This window comes from Azospirillum sp. 11R-A, assembly GCF_049472615.1.
GTDB lineage: Bacteria > Pseudomonadota > Alphaproteobacteria > Azospirillales > Azospirillaceae > Azospirillum > Azospirillum palustre.
On record NZ_JBCEBL010000003.1, the window covers coordinates 256,810 to 272,764 of the forward strand.

A 15,955-nucleotide genomic window follows, 5' to 3' on the forward strand; every position below is an offset into this window, starting at 1 on the left:
GCGTCCCCTCAGGCAGCCGTCCGGATGCCGGCTGCGCCCAGCACCGGGGCCAGCGCCGCCAGCGCCCGGTCGATGATCCGCCGGTTGTCCGCGGTCACCCGCGCCGCACCTGCGACGATGCGGTCCCGCGCCCGGTCGTCGGTCAGCAGCCGGCGCGCCTCGCGGGTCAGCGCCTCGCCATCCGCCACCGGCAGGGCGCCGCCGGCAGCCTCCAGCATGTGGGTGATCTCGCCGAAATTGAACATGTGCGGACCATACAGCACAGCACAGCCGAGCTGCGCCGGCTCCACCGGGTTCTGTCCGCCATGGGGGATGAAGGAGCCGCCCATGCACACCACCGGCGCCGCACGGTAGAACAGCCCAAGCTCGCCCATGGTGTCGGCGACATAGACGGCATGCTCAGGCCCCGGCAGGCGATGCCCGGCGGTCCGCTGAAGAACCGGCAGTCCGCGCGCCCGCATCAGCTCCGCGATGGCATCGCCGCGATGGGCATGGCGCGGGGCGACGACTGTCAGCAGGCCGGGCAGCACAGGAGCCAGCGCGGCATGGACCGCCGCGGCGATCTCGTCCTCTCCCGGATGGGAACTGGCGAGCAGCCAGACCGGCCGGCCGGCCAGGGATGCCCGCAGCGGCTCCATCGCATCGGCAACGGCGGGGGGAGGCTCGGCGGAGAATTTCAGGTTGCCGACGCTGGCAACGCCGGAGGCGCCGAGCCGGCGCAGCCGTTCCGCATCGCCTTCGGTCTGGGCCAGCGTCACCTGGAAGGTCGACAGCAGGCCGCCGATCAGCCCGGGCACGTTGCGCCAGCGCGAGAAGCTGCGTTCGGACATGCGGGCATTGACCAGCGCGGCCGGGATGGAGCGGGCGCGGATGCCGGCCAGCAGGTTCGGCCAGATCTCCGATTCCGTCCACAGCACCGCGTCGGGCCGCCAATGGTCGAGGAAACGGTCGACCGCGCCCGGCAGATCGACCGGCACATATTGGTGGATCGCACGCTGCGGCAGCCGCCGGCCCATCAGCTCGGCCGAGGTGACGGTGCCGGTGGTCATCAGCACGGTCAGGTCGGGCGCGCCGTCCAGCAGCCGGCCGACCAGCACGAGGACCGAGTTCGCCTCCCCCACGCTGGCCGCGTGGATCCAGACCAGCGGACCGGCCGGCCGGGCTTGCGATGCCACGCCGAACCGCTCCGCCTGGCGCACGGAGTCTTCCTTGCCGGCGGCACGGCGCCGGTCGAGATAAAGGCGCACCGCCGGCCCGGCAACGGTCGTCAGGCCACGGTAGAGGGAATGCAGCATCAAGGTCCGGAACAGGAGACTTACGACAACGGGCGCGTTGCCGGTACCCCTGATACGGACCACCGGCGACGCGCCCGGCGGCACCTTAGCACGCGGCAGCGGTTCCGTAACAGGGGCCGGTGCGACGCAGATCCCTCAACGTTCCGCCAAAGCCAGCTTGGCGCCGAGCGCCGCGAAGGCGGCGGCAAAGCTGCGGCGCATCCAGGCCATCACCCGCGGACGGGAAACCACCTGATCGCGCACCGCGGCGGCGAACAGACCATAGACGACGAAGACCGCGAAAGTCAGCGCCATGAACACAGCACTGAGTTCCAGCATGCGCGCCAGAGGCTGAGGATCGGACTCGCTGACGAACTGCGGCAGGAAAGCCAGGAAGAAGATCGACAGCTTCGGGTTCAGCACATTGACCAGCACCGCCCGCAGGATCATGCGACCGGCCGTGCGGTGCGTCCGGTCCGCCTGGACACTGAGCGCGCCCTGCTCCTTCAGCGTCGCCCAGGCCATGTAGAGCAGATAGAGCACGCCCAGGATCTTCAGCCCCTGGAATGCCATCGCGCTGGTGTGCAGCAGGGCGGCCAGTCCCAGCACCGCCGCCGCCATGTGCGGCAGGATGCCCAGCGTGCAGCCGAACGCCGTCACCGCGCTAGCCCGCGCGCCCTGGGACAGCCCCGCCGCCAGCGTCAGCAGCACCCCGGTGCCGGGCGAGGCGACGACGATCAGGGAGGTGATCAGGAAGTCGGGGGTCATGGCCGGGGACCTCGCGCGGGTTGTGGTTCCGCGAAATGGAACCACGCCGCAGGGCCGCAGCCAAGCCGAATGAGCGGGGCTGTGCCCTCCCCGCTTATGCAAACGGCCGCAAGTTCGACAGGAACTGTTCTGCCGAGCGGCGCCAGGAGTAGCCCAGCGCATAGTCCCGGCAGGTCTGCGCCGGGATCGCCAGCGCCCCTTCGACCGCGCGCTTCAAATCCTCGTCCAGGCAGCCGGCGCCGGAACCGTCCACCACGTCCAGCGGTCCCGGCACCGGATAGGCCGCCACCGGCACGCCGGATGCCAGCGCCTCCAGCAGCACCAGCCCGAAGGTGTCGGTGCGCGAGGGGAAGACGAAGACGTCGGCGGCGGCGTAATGCCTCGCCAGTTCCTCGCCATGCTTGGCGCCGACCCAATGGACGGCCGGATACTTGCGCTGCAATTCCTCCCGCGCCGGGCCGTCGCCCACCACCACCTTGGTGCCGGGCAGGTCGAGGCGCAGGAAATCCTCCAGGTTCTTTTCCACCGCCACGCGCCCAACATACATCGACACCGGGCGCGGCAGATCGAGGAAGTCCTTGTCGCGGGGCCGGAACAGCTCGGTGTCGACGCCGCGGGTCCAGCGGCGGATGTTGGCGAAGCCGCGGGTCGTCAGCGCGTCCTCGATGGTCTGGGTCGCCACCATCACCGCCGAGGACGGCTTGTGGAAGCGGCGCACCACCGCATAGGACAGCGCCAGCGGGATCGGCGCGCGGTCGCGCACATATTCGGGAAAACGCGTGTGGTACGCGGTGGTGAAGGGCTTGCCGTGCTTCAGGCAATAGGACCGGGCGGCAAAGCCCAGCGGCCCTTCGGTGGCGATGTGGATGCAGTCGGGCAGCAGGCCGTCGATCATCGCCCACAACCGCCGCTTCGCCCCCAGCGCCAGCCGGATTTCCGGATATGTCGGCATCGGCAGGGTGCGGAAGCGATCGGGGCCGATCACCTCGACGCTGTGGCCCATCGCCTCCAACTCCCCGCGCACGGTGCCGATGGTGCGCACGACGCCGTTCACCTGCGGGTGCCAGGCGTCGCTGACGATCAGGATGTTCACGCCGCTTCCCGTTCCTTCGCCGTGAGTTCCTTCGCCTTGATCTTGCCGCCGGTGGGGCTGCTGCCGGGGCCGGTGGTGGCAAGCCGCTGCGCCATGACCTCCGTCCAGTGGATGATTTCCAGCGCGCCACTGTCGTGCTCGACCAAGGCGGTGCAGGACTCGACCCAATCGCCGTCGTTGCAATAGAGGATTCCTTCGATGTCGCGCATCTCGGCGGTGTGGATGTGGCCGCAGACGACACCGTCGACCTTGCGGCGGCGAGCTTCCTCACCCAGGGCTTCTTCGTATTTGCCGATGAATTCGACCGCGGTCTTCGCCTTGTGCTTCAGGTAGGCCGACAGCGACCAGTAATTGAAGCCCAGCTTGCGGCGCACCCAGTTGAACAGGGTGTTGACGTGCAGCAGCGTGACGTAGGCGTGGTCGCCGAGCAGGGCCAGCCACTTGGCGTAGCGCACCACCGCGTCGAACTTGTCGCCGTGGGTGATCAGCAGGCGGCGGCCGTCGGCGGTGGTGTGGACCCATTCGTCCACCACATGCACGCCGCCGAATTGCAGCCCGACATAATCGCGCGCCGCCTCGTCATGGTTGCCGGGGATGTAATAGACCTCCACCCCCTTGCGGGCGCGGCGCATGATCTTCTGCACCACGTCATTGTGGGCCTGCGGCCAGTACCAGCTTTTCTTCAGCCGCCAGCCGTCGACGATGTCGCCGACCAGGAACAGGTGATCCGATTCGGTGTGCTTCAGGAAATCGAGAAGCAGTTCCGCCTGACAGCCGCGCGTTCCAAGATGAACGTCGGATATCCAAATGCTGCGGTAACGCTTGACCGCTGGGACGGCGTCCATCTTCCGCTCCGTCGTCGCCATGGCCGATGGCCATCAAGACAACTGCCGTATAAAGGAAAGAGGCATGCCTTGACAACTATTTGAAACAGCCGCACCTATTCGTCACAACGATTTGGGCTATCGTCATACCGTCGCAGTTTTACTGTAATGGAACCGCCGCAAGCCCTTCACTGTTCTGCAACAGAAGGCGCACTTCGCGCCGGTCAGGGAGAGCGAATCGGTGCGCGACACGGTTCTGGTGGGCGAAAGCCCGGCGGTTGGCATGGGCAGCGGCGAGGATGCGGCCATCGACGTGCGGCGGCTGCTGGTGATCCACAACCCGACCGCCGGCGGCCGGCGGGCACGGCGGCTTCGCGCGGTGGTCGCCCGGCTGGAGGCGCGCGGCATCGGCGTCACGGTCAGGCCGACCGGCAGGCGCGGCGATGCGGAAGAGTTCGCCCGCGCGGCCGATCCCGCCGAGGTGGATGCGGTGGTGGCGGCCGGCGGCGACGGCACCATCAACGAGGTCATCAACGGGCTGGCCGCCCATGCCGAGGCGGGTCGGCCACTGCCGCTCGGCATCGTGCCGATGGGCACCGCCAATGTGCTGGCGGCCGAACTGGGCCTGACGATGGATGCGGAGCGCATCGCGACGGCGATTGCGGGCGGAAGGCGGACGATGATCTGGCCGGCGCAGGCGAACGGGCGGGTGTTCTCGCTGATGGCCGGGGTCGGGCTGGACGCGCGGGTGGTGGAGCGGGTCGATCCCAGGGTGAAGCGGCTGATCGGCAAGGGCGCCTATGTCGCCGAGACGCTGGTGCAACTGGCGACCCGGCCCGACCACCGCTATCGGGTCACCTTGGACGACGGGGAGGCACAGGAACTGGCGTCTGTCATCGTCGCCAAGGGGCATTTCTACGGCGGCCGCTTCATCTGCGCGCCCGATGCGCGGCTGACGGAGCCGGAACTGCATGTCTGCCTGTTCCCGCGCGGCGGGCGGCTGAACGCGCTGCGCTATGTCTGGGGCGTCACCGCCGGGCGGCTGGCGCGCTTTCCGGACTATCGGGTGGTGACGGCCAGGCGCGTGCGGATCGAGGGACCGGCCGGCGACGGGCTGTTCGCCGACGCGGTGCAGGGCGACGGCGACGTACTGGCTCGGCTGCCGGTGGAGATCGCGCTGGCGGGGTGGCAGTTGCCGGTGCTGGTGGGGTGAGAGCGATCACCGCGATGGCGGCAGCCCCCGCGCCGCCCTCGCCTGCTCCTGCAACGCCACGTAATGATGCCAGACCAGCCGCGCCGCCAGCGAGCGATGGGGCCGCCAGGGTTCGGCCACCTCAATCAGTTGTTTCGGCGTCGGCTTGTCAGCCCAGCCCTTCAGCCGCTGGACGCCCAGTTGGATCGCCAGATCGCCGATGGGCCAGATGTCGGGCCGGTCGAGCGTGGTCATCAGATAGACCTCCGCACTCCAGCGGCCGATGCCCTTCAGCGCGACGAGCTGGGCAATCGCCTCCTCGTCGGGCAGATCATGGATGATGTCGAAATCGAGCCGGCCGCTCGCCACCGCCTCGGCAAGGCCGCGGGCGTAGCCGATCTTCTGGCGGGAGAACCCGCAGGCGCGCAAGCTGTCGTCGTCCAGCGCCAGGATGGCGTCGGGGGTGACGGTGCCGCCCAGCCGGTCCTGCAGCTTGGCCCAGAGCGCCAGCGCCACCTTGGTGGAGAGCTGCTGCTCCATCACCATGCGCAGCAGGCCGACGAAGCCGGTCGGCCGGGTGAAGTCGCGGATCACCGGGCCGCCGACACGCAGGCATTCGGCGAAAATGGGGTCGAGCGCGGCCAGATGTTCAATGCTCATCTGCCGCGCTCCACTCCAGCAAACCGCTCAATCAAGGCTGACGGCGGATCAGGCCACCAGCTCGATGGCGTAGTCCTCGATCACGGTGTTGGCGAGCAGCTTGCTGCACATCGCCTCGACCTCTTTGCGGGCGGTCGCCTCGTCGGTGCTCTTGAGCTGCAGCTCGATCACCTTGCCGGCGCGGACGTCCTCGACGCCGTCGAAGCCCAGCGTGTGCAGCGCGTGCGCGATGGCCTTGCCCTGGGGGTCGAGAACGCCGCGCTTGAGGGTGACGTGAACCTTGGCCTTCATCGGATGTCCGCTCGCTTTACGGTGTTGGGTGGAGGGGTGGTTACTGGATGGCGGTCACTGGATCGTCTTTGGACCCTTGACGTCGCTCGGCCCGCCTTCCGGCAGGATGCCGAGGCGCCGCGCGACCTCCTGATAGGCTTCCTCGACACGGCCCAGATCCTGGCGGAACCGGTCCTTGTCCAGCTTCTCGTTGGTCTTGACGTCCCACAGGCGGCAGTTGTCGGGGCTGATCTCGTCCGCCAGGACGATCCGCATCTCCTCGTTCTCCCACAGCCGGCCGAACTCCAGCTTGAAGTCCACCAGCTTGAGGCCGATGCCGAGGAAGAGGCCGGACAGATAGTCGTTCACGCGCAAGCTGAGCGCGACCATGTCGTCGAGATCCTGGGGAGCCGCCCAGCCGAAGGCGGTGATGTGCTCCTCCGAGACCATCGGGTCGTTCAGCTCGTCCGACTTGTAGTAGTATTCGATGATCGACCGCGGCAGCGGCGTGCCTTCGGGAATGCCGAAGCGGCGCGACAGGCTGCCGGCGGCGACGTTGCGGACGACGACCTCGATCGGGATGATCTCCACCTCGCGCACCAGTTGCTCGCGCATGTTCAGGCGGCGCATGAAGTGCGTCGGCACGCCGATCTCGGAGAGACGGCTCATCAGATACTCGGAGATGCGGTTGTTCAGCACCCCCTTGCCGGTGATGACGCCCTTCTTCTGGTTGTTGAAGGCGGTGGCATCGTCCTTGAAGTACTGCACCAGGGTGCCCGGCTCCGGCCCTTCGAAGAGTACCTTGGCCTTGCCTTCGTAGATGCGCCGGCGTCGTGTCATCGCGTCTTCGTCCAAATACGTAAGGACCGGTCAAGCGAGCTTGCCGGCCCAGGAATGTGCCTGAGTGATATAGCAAGCCGGGTGCGCGAACACAACGACGGGGGCTGGAGGGCAGGATTGTGCGGTCGCGGATCCTGTGGGGTGCAGCGGCGGGGGACAAGATCTCCACGGATTTCACGGATGCGAACACGGATTTCACGGATGTGGCGTTCCGAACTCATGGCTTTCGGAAAAGGCCGAGATCTCGGCAAGCTCAGGAAAATCCGTGTAATCCGTGTTTAAATCCGTGACATCCGTGTCAATCTTGCCCGACGGCACGCAACCGACCCAGCAATCGAGCCCCTTTCACAGCTCCACCGGCGCATAGTCCACTGCATGCGGGCGGCCGGGGGCGAAGTGCCAGATCGGGTTCAGGTCGGGACGCTCCACCCGCGGCACCGCCAGAAGCGAACTGGACGAGGTTCCGAAGCCGCTGGGCAGCAGGAAATCCATGGCGCCGCGCTCGTCCGGCGTGCCCTCCCAGATGCGGCTGCCCATCAGCTCCGGCCAGCCGCCCCAGGCGAAGGTCTCCGCGTCGAGCGCGTCGAGGGTCGGCGGAATGGCGTGCTCGAACAGCGGGCGGTAGAAGGCGGTGCGCGGGTCCTGCGGGTCGTCCAGCTCGAAGGCGGTCAGCATGTGGACGCCGGCGGGGATCGACGACACCTCCGGCCGGTGGCGCGGGTTGGCGCCGCGGTGGACGACCAGGAAAGCGTCGCGGTTGTCAGCGATCACCAGATTGAACGGGCGGTAGGCACGGATGTCGAGATCGGCGAAGCTGCGCGCCGCATCGACGGCGTCGGCATGGTCGAGCGCATCCAGCACCAGTTCGCCGCGCGACCGCTTGCCGGCCTCCGGCCCCAGCGTGCCGAAGCGGTTGAGGATGACCGCCACCACCCCCTCGTCGTTCAGCCCCATCCAGGAGCCGCTCGCCAGCTCGTCCAGCCCGGCGACCACGTTGGGGCGGTCGGGCCAGTGGCGGGCCGGGGGCAGCCAGGGGCGTCCCACCATCTCGTCACGGTTTCCGGCGACGACCAGCGGCCAGGTTGCATCGGGTCGCCGCAGGAGAATCACACTGCACATGCCTTGCCCTGTCTTCAGTTGCGTTTGTGGGGGGTTGCGTCTGTGGGGGGTGCGTCTCTGGGGATGCCGGTCTTCGGCGGCGTCGGTATTCGGTGGTGACAGCCTTGGATGTCGCTTGGGGGTATCCCGCCACCCGGGGAGGACACTGCAGAATATCCGCGGGCGCGACGCGGCGGGAGAGTGACGACAGCCGCCTTCGGGCTATATTATCCTTATATAAGGGAGCGAAACCAATAAAGGAGCCTGGGTCCCCATGACGACCTTCGACGACCGCGAAAAGGCCTTCGAGAACAAGTTCCAGCACGACGAGGACCTGCTCTTCCGCATCCGCGCCCGGCGCGACCGGCTGGCCGGCGAATGGGCCGCCGACCTGATGGGGCTGTCCGGTGCCGACGCCGAGGCCTATGCCCGCCAGATCGTGGACACCGACATCGCAACCCCCGGCCCGCACGACATCCGGGACAAGCTGAGCGCCGACCTGCACGCCCGCGGGGTCGACATCTCCGACCACCGCGTCGAAAAGCAGATGGCGCATTTCCTGGACATCGCGCGCCAGCAGGTGACGCAAGCCTGATCGGATCGGGCCTCTGCACGTCCTTAGCGACCCCGCCGACCCGATCCCGGCGGGGCGCCTATTCCGCTGCGCGGTGCAGGACGCGCTGGCCGGCATAGTCGGCGATGCGGCGGATCAGCGTGTCGATATCACCCTTCAGCCGGGCGAACCCATCGTGGCGCTCCAGCGTCTCCTCGTTCATGTAGAGGCGCCGGTTGATCTCCAGCTGGATCGAATGGCGGCCGCGCGCCGGCTCGCCATAGCGCGCCAGCAGTTCCACGCCCTTGTAAGGATCGTTGATCGCCACCCGATGGCCGAGGCCGCGCAGGGTGTCCGCCACCAGCCGGACGAAACCCGGCTCGCTGGTGGTGCCGTCGCGGTCGCCGATGACGAAATCCACCGCCAGCGGATCGCGCCCGTCCGGCCGCAGTGACGATGGCATGGAATGGCAGTTGACGTGCCACGCAGCCCCGAACCGATCCGCCAGACCGTCCAGCGCCATCCGCATCTGGGCATGGTAGGGGCGGTAATAGCGGTCGATGCGGTCGGCAACCACCGACGCCGGCAGCTTCCCGTCATAGAGCGGAACGCCCGGCCGCAGCATGGCCCGGATCAGCCCCATGCCCAGCGTGCTGCGCGGGGTCGGACGCACTGGCAGCGGCAGGTCGCCGTCGATCATCGCCAGATCGATGTCGTCGATGGCACGGTTCACATCGATGCAAGTGCGCGGGAACAGCGCGCACAGCAGGGTGGCGCCATGGTCGGGTGCCGTGGCGAACAGCTCCTCGACATGGGTGTCCTCGGCCTGACGCAGCAGCGGATGCGGGCAGATCACCCGGAAATCGTCGGGATAGATGCTGCCGCTGTGCGGCGAATCGAACAGCACCGGAAGGCGCCGGCCGACCGGGTCGTTGCGGACCAGAACGTCATCGATCACGAAGCTCATCGACCGACCCCGACCAGATAGCCCCCAACCAGATAGCCGGAGTGGAACAACCGCCAGTTCAATTGCCGCAACGTCCACCGCCGCCCTTATCGATCCGGCGGATCCTATAACCCATGCGTCAACCCGCAGTCGACGGCCATTCGTCATGATGCTGCCATGCCGCCGCAACATTGCGCCAGGCGCATCAGCCAAAAAAACCACGGCGGCGCACCGGCCCGCACTGGCGTGGAGTCGCTTGGTTCGCCATACTGTTCGGAGCGCCCACCGCTGGCGAGCTTGCCGCTTGACCGACCCGCTCTTCGCCCCCGTAGAACTCACGCCACCGGACATCGCGCCCTACCGGCGCGGCAACACCGGCATCGATTACGTCACCAGCCTGTCGGCGGCAGAGCCCGGGCCGCATGTGGTGCTGAACGCGCTCGTCCACGGCAACGAACTGTGCGGCGCCATAGCGCTGGACGCCCTGCTGCGCATGGGACTGCGGCCGACGCGCGGACGGCTGACCTTCGTCTTCGCCAACACCACGGCCTACGCCACCTTCGACCGCCAGAACCCCTACGCGTCGCGCTATCTGGACGAGGATTTCAACCGGCTGTGGTCGCCGGAGCATCTCGACGGCCGGCGCGACAGCATCGAGCTTCGGCGCGCCCGCGCCCTGCGGCCCGTCTATGAATCGGCTGATCTGCTGCTCGATCTCCATTCGATGACGGCGGACACGGCACCGCTGACCCTGTGCGGACGGACCACGCGCGGGCGCGATCTGGCGCTCGGCCTTAGCTATCCGGCCTGGGTGGTGGCGGACGGCGGTCATGCCGGGGGCAAGAGGCTGATCGATTACGGCAACTTCGCCAAGCCCGAGGGGTCGCACACCGCCATCCTGGTCGAATGCGGCCAGCATTGGCGGGCGGAAACCGCGACGGTGGCGCTGGAAAGCTGCCTGCGCCTGCTTCTCGGGCTGGAGATGATAGACCAGCCGGCGAACGGTCCGCGCCTGCGCCCGCGAACCGATCCGCAGCGGCTGGTCGAGGTCACCGAGGCCATCACCGCCGCCAGCGAGCGCTTCCGCTTCACCGCCCCCTTCGTCGGGATGGAGGTGATCGGCCGCGCCGGCACCGTCATCGGCTGGGACGACGCCCGCGCGATCCAGACCCCTTACAACGACTGCGTTCTCATCATGCCCGCCCGCCGCGTGAAATCCGGCCAGACGGCGGTGCGGCTGGGGCGGATCGTCGGGTGAGGCTGGTCGATCCTTGCTAGGTCCTGCGGATGCGGGCAAAATCGACACGGATTTCACGGATTTAAAAACAGGGATTTCACGGATGTGGCATCCCTGAGCCTGGGTTTCCGGAACAAGCCTGAGCGGCCGCAAGCTCCGAAAAAATCCGTGTAATCCGTGTCTAAATCCGCGACATCCGTGTCAATGTTGCTCCCGGATCAGAGCCCTGCCAAATCGCCGGAAACCACTCATTTCACGGCCGGCTTGCCCTTCGTCCAGGTCGCATTCGCGCTGAACAGCGGCACGGTGGAGATCGAGGTCTTGGCCGAGGCGTCCTTCACCTGTCGGCTGTACACCACATAAACCAGCGTGTCGTTCGGCCGGTCATAGATGCGGCGGATGGCGATCGACTTGAAGATCAGGCTTTTCCGTTCGGAGAAGACCTCCTCCCCCTTCTGCGACAGGTCGATGTCACCGACGGTGACCGCCCCGGTCTGGCGGCAGGCGATGGAGGCGTTGGACGGATCCTCGAACCAGTTGCCCTTGCTCAGCCGGTCGATCAGGCTGCGATCGAAATCGACCAGATGGCAGGTGATCCCCTTCACCTTGGGGTCCTCGATGGCCTGGACCTGCAGGCCGTTGCCGGTCCAATCGTTGGAGAAGCGGCCGATCACGTCGTCCGCCGCCGCCGGTGACGGCAGCGTCAGCCCGGCAGTCAACAGGCCCAGAACCAAAAGGCCGGCGGAAACGTTCATCAGGGGAAACGGGCTGCGCATCGCGACTGGGTCTCCGGCAAGGACGGGCGGGGACCGCGGGCCGCGCGGTCCGGCAAAACACTCCCCTAGATCGGAGGATCGGGCGCCACCGTCAAGCGCCCACCTTCGGAGGTCCGGCCACCGCGATGACAGACCGCAGCCAGTTCGCCTCGATTCCCCCCGCGCATCCTCCTGCGCCAGAGGCTCCGCTCGCCGGAACGCCGGAACCGGCGACCGAGCCCGTGCCCCCGCCCGGTCATCGCCGCAATCCGCAAACCATCGCCACCGTTGGCCTGTTCGTCATCGCCCTGCTGTTCGCGCTGTATTTCGGGCGCGACGTGCTGCTGCCGATCATGCTGGCGCTGATCCTGAGTTTCCTGCTGCGGCCTCTGGTCCGCGCCCTTTATCGCGTCCGCGTGCCGGAAGGCATCGGCGCCGCCATCATGGTGGTATCGCTGTTCGGCGGCGTGCTGCTGGCGGTCTACACCCTGTCGGGACCGGCGGCGGAGTGGGTCAACCGCATGCCCCGGGTCATGCACGAGCTGGAGTTCAAGCTGGGCGACATCCGTGCCGGCATCGACCGCGCCCGCGAAGCATCGCGCCAGATCGAGCAGATCACCAAGGAGACCGGCAACCAGGCCGGACCGGCGCGCGAGGTGGTGGTGCGCGGTCCGACGCTGATGGAGCAGGCGGTCAGCCAGGTCGAAACGGTGCTGGCCAATGTCGTGATCCTGCTGGTGCTGCTCTACTTCTTCCTCGCCCGCGGCCGGCATTCGCTGGAGGCGCTGATCGGCACCATGCGCAACGTCGACGACCGCGTGCATTACGCCATGGTCGCGGCGACGCTGCAGCAGAACATCGCCGCCTATCTGCTGACCATCACCGTCATCAACGCGATCCTGGGGCTGGCGACCGGCCTGTTGATGTGGCTGTGGGGGCTGCCCAATCCGGCGCTGTGGGGGGTGATGGTGGCGCTGGCCAACTACATCCCCTTCATCGGCCCGGCGGTGATGACCGGTGTGCTCTTCCTAGTGTCGGTCCTGACCTTCGACGGCCTCGGCACCATCATCCTGCCGCCGCTGTCCTTCGTCGCGCTGACGACGATCGAGGGCAATTTCCTCACCCCGATGATCGTCGGCCGCCGGCTGTCGCTGAACCCCATCGCGGTGTTCGTGTCGATCCTGTTCTGGGGCTGGCTGTGGGGCATCCCCGGCGCGCTGCTGGCCGTGCCGATCCTGGCAATCCTGAAGATCCTGTTCGACGCGCACGAACCGCTGAAGCCGGTCGGGGCCCTGCTGGGGGACTGAGCGGGGCCAAGGCCCCCTCAAACCCCTTTCACGCCACCGAAGCCAGCGGCAGGTTCACCAGCAGGTTCTGCGGCTTCAGCTTCAGCCGCCGCGCTTCCGTCATCGCCAGCCCGAGATAGACCGGCCGGCCGGCGAGGTCAGGGCGCATGGCGGCGGGATCGGCGAAGTCCAGGCGGAACAAAGCGAGGATGCGGGCCAGCCGCTCCTCCCCCACATCGACCCCGTTGTAGAGGTCGTTGAGGATCGCGGTGGCGGCGCTGTCCAGCCCGACATGCCAGACCCAGCGGTCGTCGCGGATGTTCTGCACCGGCTGGATGCTGACCGCGACGCCCAGGAAATGCCCGACCCAGACCTCCAGCACGCGGGCCAGCGCGTCCAGCCCGGCGGCGGCGAAGGTGATGTCCAGCACGGTGTCGTGCCGGCCGTCGCGGCCCCAGTAGAGCGGGTGGTTGGTCTCGTCCAGAATGTCCAGCTCGACACTGCGCGGGGCGGTGCCGGCCTCCACGACGAGACGGCCGAGCGAGCCGAAGCCGCCGGAGGCCGCCATCGTCTCCACGATCTCGGCATCGGCGACGCGGACGCGACCATCCTCCACCGACACCGTCTGCTCGCGAAAGAACAGCTCCCCCGCCCGCGCCCGCAGGCCAGACGGCGTTTCGTCGAGGATGCCGCGCAGGATGGCGTGGACCAGCTGGTCGATGAACAGGCCGGGCACGCCGCGGGCGCCCTCGCGGAACAGGCGGATGTAGCAGCCCTCCAGCGTCCCGGCGGCGAGCAGCCGGTCGCGGAAGGCCAGCCAGACCTGGAAATTCTCCCGCGCGTCCGCATCGGCGATGGCATCGATCAGCGGAGCCGGCACGATCCGCGCCGGATCGTCCAGCAGGGCGGCGTGCAGCGTGCGCTCGGCGTCGCAGGCCTCCTCCGGCGGGCGCATCTCGGGCCGGAGCAGGTAGGCGCGCAGGAAATCGGGCGTCACCGCCAGATGGTTGTCGGCGTCGCGGGTCAACAGGTGGAAACCGGACGCCGTCCAGAAATCGGTCATGCTGCGGGGCACCTTTGGTCCTGAAGGCGCCTATCCGACGACAGAGCCGCCGGCCGGCGCAAGTGTCTTGTGCGAGGCCCCAGTGCCGAGGGTCCTGTCGAGAAAGGCGTCGATGTCCGCCCACACCCGGTCGCGGATGGCGTCGCCTTCCATCAGCAGCTCGTGCCGGGCGCCGGGATAGCCGACGAGATGGGCATCGCCGAGCCGGGCGGCCACCACGCGGTGGGCCTCCGCCCGCACCACCCGGTCCTCCGGCGCGCTCAGCAGCATCACCGGCGTGCGCACCCGTTCCAGCGGCAGGACGTGGCGCAACGCATCCTCGGCATCCAGGGCGGCGGCGACCCAGGCGAAGCTGACCCCACCGACGCGCAGTTCCGGCCGCTCGGCATAGGGGGTGTGGAAGGCGGCGTAGCGTCGCGGGTCGGTCGTGATCTTGTTGTCCGGACCGAAGCTCCCCTCCGCCGGGTCGTAATCGCCCTGGCCCAGCGCATAGCGCGCGCCCCAGCCGCAGGCGAGCCCGAGGCTGGCCAGCACCCGCACCAGCCAGCGCGGCAGCGGCCCGCTGTGAATGGCGTACATCGGCGCCGCCAGCAGAACGGCGGCGTAGCGGTCCGGATCGTCATCGGCATGGCGGACAAGCGCCAGCGTCGCCACCAGCCCGCCCATCGAATGGGCCAGCACGATCACCGGACCGCCCGTCTCGGCCGCGACCGGCGCCACCACCTGCCGATGGACCTCGTCGAGATCGTCCACCAGCGTCGCGAAATCGGTCAGGTGATGGATCTGCCGGTTGGGCAAGGGCCGGTCGGACAGTCCCTGGTTGCGCCAGTCGAACGCCACGACGCGGAAGCCGCGGGCAATCAGCGCCTCCGCGGTTTCGGCATATTTCTCGATGAACTCCGCCCGGCCGGTCAGCACCAGCGCCGTGCCGCGAGCCCGCTCCGGCATCGGCCAGACGGCGACGCGCAGCCGAACCCCGTCGGGCATCGCCACATGACGCATCTCAGCCGGGGCGGCAACACCATTGGCGAGGCGATCCGCCGCAAATTCGGATGCAGTCCAGGCGGCATCGTCGGCCATGCTTTCTCCCCTGACCGTTGTGTTGCGGACCGGAATGGCACCCCCGAGGGCAACCCACTCCGAATTCGTCAAGATATTAGAAACCAGAAATAGTGGCGATGTCTTGTATCGACTCCGCGAGGGAACTCTTTTCCTTGAATGGCGTTGGTCCGCCGTTGGAGGTGTACAGATGAAGACAACACACATCATCGTCCTGGCGCTGACCGCCGCGACCCTGAGCGGGACTGCCGTCCCTGTGCTGGCGAACGAGAAGGCCAAGGTTCCGCCCGTGCATGTAGAGCATGAGGATGGCGAGGAGATCCTCGTCCACAAGGGGGAAGCGTCGTTCTACAGCCAGAAGTTCCACGGCCGCACCACGGCGAACGGCGAAACGATGAACCAGAATAAGGCGACCGCCGCCTCGCGCACCCTGCCGCTGGGTTCCAAGGCCACCGTCACCAATCAGGAAAATGGCAAGAGCGTCGACGTCATCGTCAACGACCGCGGCCCCTATGTCGATGGCCGCGTGATCGACCTGTCGCGCTCCGCCGCCAAGAAGCTGGACATGATCGAAGACGGCACCGCCCCGGTGAAGGTCGAGGTCAAGCCGTCGGAACAGCCGACCGACACCGCCCGCGAAAAGGTGGAGGAGAAGGTCGACCAGCTGACCCCCGGCAATCAGGTCGCCCAGGGCGAGGGCAACCGGAACAGCGGAAACAGCGGCGGGAGCAGAAGCGACACAGTGTCGCACTCCGGCTCCGGCAAGTAATGCTGCGGCGCGGCGAAAAGGGCTTCCGATTCGCCGCGTCCACCGCCCTGATTTTATTGCATCGCCGAACCAACAGTCACCATACGGTCAAACCGTTGAAAAGAACGGGACTTCGCCATCGGTGCCTCAGCCGGTGGCAAAACAGTCGCACCCATGGCGCCACACCGGTCGGAGCGGTCCGAGTTTTTGCGATAAGCCCATGATCCGCCGTATTTTCTCCCGCAATACCTCGGTCCGTAAGTAATCCCTTACCGCCATGCCGGCTTCC

General features: G+C 67.6%; 17 protein-coding genes. 5 read left to right on the forward strand and 12 right to left on the reverse strand.

Features of this window, described 5'->3' with window-relative positions:
* Nucleotides 1-8: 8 nt before the first annotated feature.
* The 4 genes from VH569_RS06865 to VH569_RS06880 all read right to left on the reverse strand — a co-directional run bounded on the left by VH569_RS06865 (nucleotide 9) and on the right by VH569_RS06880 (nucleotide 3,980).
* Nucleotides 9-1,295: a 3-deoxy-D-manno-octulosonic acid transferase gene (locus VH569_RS06865; protein WP_423314694.1), complete on the reverse strand. Its 1,287-nt coding sequence runs from the start codon at nucleotides 1,293-1,295 to the stop codon at nucleotides 9-11.
* Between the two features lie 135 nt (nucleotides 1,296-1,430).
* Entirely contained in the window at nucleotides 1,431-2,042 is a 612-nt protein-coding gene (locus VH569_RS06870) for a LysE family translocator (protein ID WP_423314695.1), read from the reverse strand.
* Nucleotides 2,043-2,136: 94 nt separating this feature from the next.
* Nucleotides 2,137-3,135 (reverse strand): glycosyltransferase family 4 protein, encoded by a 999-nt coding sequence (locus tag VH569_RS06875; protein ID WP_423314696.1) that lies wholly within the window; start codon nucleotides 3,133-3,135, stop codon nucleotides 2,137-2,139.
* Nucleotides 3,132-3,980, reverse strand: a complete 849-nt coding sequence (locus VH569_RS06880) for a UDP-2,3-diacylglucosamine diphosphatase (protein WP_423314697.1) — start codon at nucleotides 3,978-3,980, stop codon at nucleotides 3,132-3,134. The genes VH569_RS06875 and VH569_RS06880 overlap by 4 nt, the downstream gene beginning before the upstream one ends.
* 220 nt (nucleotides 3,981-4,200) lie before the next feature.
* Between VH569_RS06880 and VH569_RS06885 the strand changes: the two genes are divergently transcribed.
* A complete protein-coding gene (locus VH569_RS06885; RefSeq protein ID WP_423314698.1) occupies nucleotides 4,201-5,172 on the forward strand; it encodes a diacylglycerol/lipid kinase family protein in 972 nt (323 codons plus the stop codon).
* Nucleotides 5,173-5,178: 6 nt separating this feature from the next.
* Here the strand turns inward: VH569_RS06885 and VH569_RS06890 are convergent, their stop codons facing one another.
* The 4 genes from VH569_RS06890 to VH569_RS06905 all read right to left on the reverse strand — a co-directional run bounded on the left by VH569_RS06890 (nucleotide 5,179) and on the right by VH569_RS06905 (nucleotide 8,040).
* A complete protein-coding gene (locus tag VH569_RS06890; RefSeq protein ID WP_423314699.1) occupies nucleotides 5,179-5,811 on the reverse strand; it encodes a DNA-3-methyladenine glycosylase family protein in 633 nt (210 codons plus the stop codon).
* Between the two features lie 48 nt (nucleotides 5,812-5,859).
* Nucleotides 5,860-6,102 carry a phosphoribosylformylglycinamidine synthase subunit PurS gene (gene purS / locus VH569_RS06895; RefSeq protein WP_014246942.1) on the reverse strand — a complete coding sequence of 81 codons (243 nt, stop codon included), beginning with the start codon at nucleotides 6,100-6,102 and terminating at the stop codon, nucleotides 5,860-5,862.
* Between the two features lie 54 nt (nucleotides 6,103-6,156).
* On the reverse strand, nucleotides 6,157-6,921 hold the full coding sequence (gene purC, locus VH569_RS06900; protein WP_042697247.1) for a phosphoribosylaminoimidazolesuccinocarboxamide synthase: 765 nt from the start codon (nucleotides 6,919-6,921) through the stop codon (nucleotides 6,157-6,159).
* Between the two features lie 345 nt (nucleotides 6,922-7,266).
* Nucleotides 7,267-8,040, reverse strand: a complete 774-nt coding sequence (locus VH569_RS06905; RefSeq protein ID WP_423314700.1) for an NRDE family protein — start codon at nucleotides 8,038-8,040, stop codon at nucleotides 7,267-7,269.
* A 253-nt stretch (nucleotides 8,041-8,293) separates the two neighbouring features.
* Here VH569_RS06905 and VH569_RS06910 point away from each other — a divergent pair, with 253 nt between their 5' ends.
* Nucleotides 8,294-8,614, forward strand: coding sequence for a DUF1476 domain-containing protein (locus tag VH569_RS06910; RefSeq protein WP_109051309.1), 321 nt, complete (start codon nucleotides 8,294-8,296; stop codon nucleotides 8,612-8,614).
* A 58-nt stretch (nucleotides 8,615-8,672) separates the two neighbouring features.
* On the opposite strand, the gene VH569_RS06915 is transcribed toward VH569_RS06910, so the two are convergent.
* The gene (locus VH569_RS06915; RefSeq protein WP_423314701.1) at nucleotides 8,673-9,539 is read right to left on the reverse strand and encodes an N-formylglutamate amidohydrolase; all 867 of its coding nucleotides are present in this window, start codon (nucleotides 9,537-9,539) and stop codon (nucleotides 8,673-8,675) included.
* A 283-nt stretch (nucleotides 9,540-9,822) separates the two neighbouring features.
* Here VH569_RS06915 and VH569_RS06920 point away from each other — a divergent pair, with 283 nt between their 5' ends.
* The gene (locus VH569_RS06920) at nucleotides 9,823-10,776 is read left to right on the forward strand and encodes a succinylglutamate desuccinylase (RefSeq protein WP_423314702.1); all 954 of its coding nucleotides are present in this window, start codon (nucleotides 9,823-9,825) and stop codon (nucleotides 10,774-10,776) included.
* Nucleotides 10,777-11,003: 227 nt separating this feature from the next.
* Here the strand turns inward: VH569_RS06920 and VH569_RS06925 are convergent, their stop codons facing one another.
* Nucleotides 11,004-11,531, reverse strand: coding sequence for a CreA family protein (locus tag VH569_RS06925; protein ID WP_098740458.1), 528 nt, complete (start codon nucleotides 11,529-11,531; stop codon nucleotides 11,004-11,006).
* 221 nt (nucleotides 11,532-11,752) lie between these two features.
* Between VH569_RS06925 and VH569_RS06930 the strand changes: the two genes are divergently transcribed.
* On the forward strand, nucleotides 11,753-12,817 hold the full coding sequence (locus VH569_RS06930; protein ID WP_423314703.1) for an AI-2E family transporter: 1,065 nt from the start codon (nucleotides 11,753-11,755) through the stop codon (nucleotides 12,815-12,817).
* 28 nt (nucleotides 12,818-12,845) lie between these two features.
* Here the strand turns inward: VH569_RS06930 and VH569_RS06935 are convergent, their stop codons facing one another.
* The gene (locus VH569_RS06935) at nucleotides 12,846-13,859 is read right to left on the reverse strand and encodes a DUF6352 family protein (RefSeq protein WP_423314704.1); all 1,014 of its coding nucleotides are present in this window, start codon (nucleotides 13,857-13,859) and stop codon (nucleotides 12,846-12,848) included.
* Between the two features lie 30 nt (nucleotides 13,860-13,889).
* On the reverse strand, nucleotides 13,890-14,939 hold the full coding sequence (locus VH569_RS06940) for an alpha/beta hydrolase (protein WP_423314705.1): 1,050 nt from the start codon (nucleotides 14,937-14,939) through the stop codon (nucleotides 13,890-13,892).
* A gap of 169 nt (nucleotides 14,940-15,108) precedes the next feature.
* On the opposite strand from VH569_RS06940, the gene VH569_RS06945 reads away from it, so the two are divergent.
* The gene (locus tag VH569_RS06945; RefSeq protein ID WP_376958380.1) at nucleotides 15,109-15,687 is read left to right on the forward strand and encodes a septal ring lytic transglycosylase RlpA family protein; all 579 of its coding nucleotides are present in this window, start codon (nucleotides 15,109-15,111) and stop codon (nucleotides 15,685-15,687) included.
* Nucleotides 15,688-15,955: the final 268 nt, after the last annotated feature.

Excerpts from the sequence above, each read along its gene's own strand:
- VH569_RS06865 (WP_423314694.1), bottom strand. The coding sequence starts at position 1,295 with ATGCTGCATTCCCTCTACCGTGGCCTGACGACCGTTGCCGGGCCGGCG.
- VH569_RS06870 (WP_423314695.1), bottom strand. The coding sequence starts at position 2,042 with ATGACCCCCGACTTCCTGATCACCTCCCTGATCGTCGTCGCCTCGCCC.
- VH569_RS06880 (WP_423314697.1), bottom strand. The coding sequence starts at position 3,980 with ATGGACGCCGTCCCAGCGGTCAAGCGTTACCGCAGCATTTGGATATCC.
- VH569_RS06890 (WP_423314699.1), bottom strand. The coding sequence starts at position 5,811 with ATGAGCATTGAACATCTGGCCGCGCTCGACCCCATTTTCGCCGAATGC.
- purS (WP_014246942.1), bottom strand. The coding sequence starts at position 6,102 with ATGAAGGCCAAGGTTCACGTCACCCTCAAGCGCGGCGTTCTCGACCCC.
- purC (WP_042697247.1), bottom strand. The coding sequence starts at position 6,921 with ATGACACGACGCCGGCGCATCTACGAAGGCAAGGCCAAGGTACTCTTC.
- VH569_RS06905 (WP_423314700.1), bottom strand. The coding sequence starts at position 8,040 with ATGTGCAGTGTGATTCTCCTGCGGCGACCCGATGCAACCTGGCCGCTG.
- VH569_RS06910 (WP_109051309.1), top strand. The coding sequence starts at position 8,294 with ATGACGACCTTCGACGACCGCGAAAAGGCCTTCGAGAACAAGTTCCAG.
- VH569_RS06915 (WP_423314701.1), bottom strand. The coding sequence starts at position 9,539 with ATGAGCTTCGTGATCGATGACGTTCTGGTCCGCAACGACCCGGTCGGC.
- VH569_RS06925 (WP_098740458.1), bottom strand. The coding sequence starts at position 11,531 with ATGCGCAGCCCGTTTCCCCTGATGAACGTTTCCGCCGGCCTTTTGGTT.
- VH569_RS06935 (WP_423314704.1), bottom strand. The coding sequence starts at position 13,859 with ATGACCGATTTCTGGACGGCGTCCGGTTTCCACCTGTTGACCCGCGAC.
- VH569_RS06940 (WP_423314705.1), bottom strand. The coding sequence starts at position 14,939 with ATGGCCGACGATGCCGCCTGGACTGCATCCGAATTTGCGGCGGATCGC.
- VH569_RS06945 (WP_376958380.1), top strand. The coding sequence starts at position 15,109 with ATGAAGACAACACACATCATCGTCCTGGCGCTGACCGCCGCGACCCTG.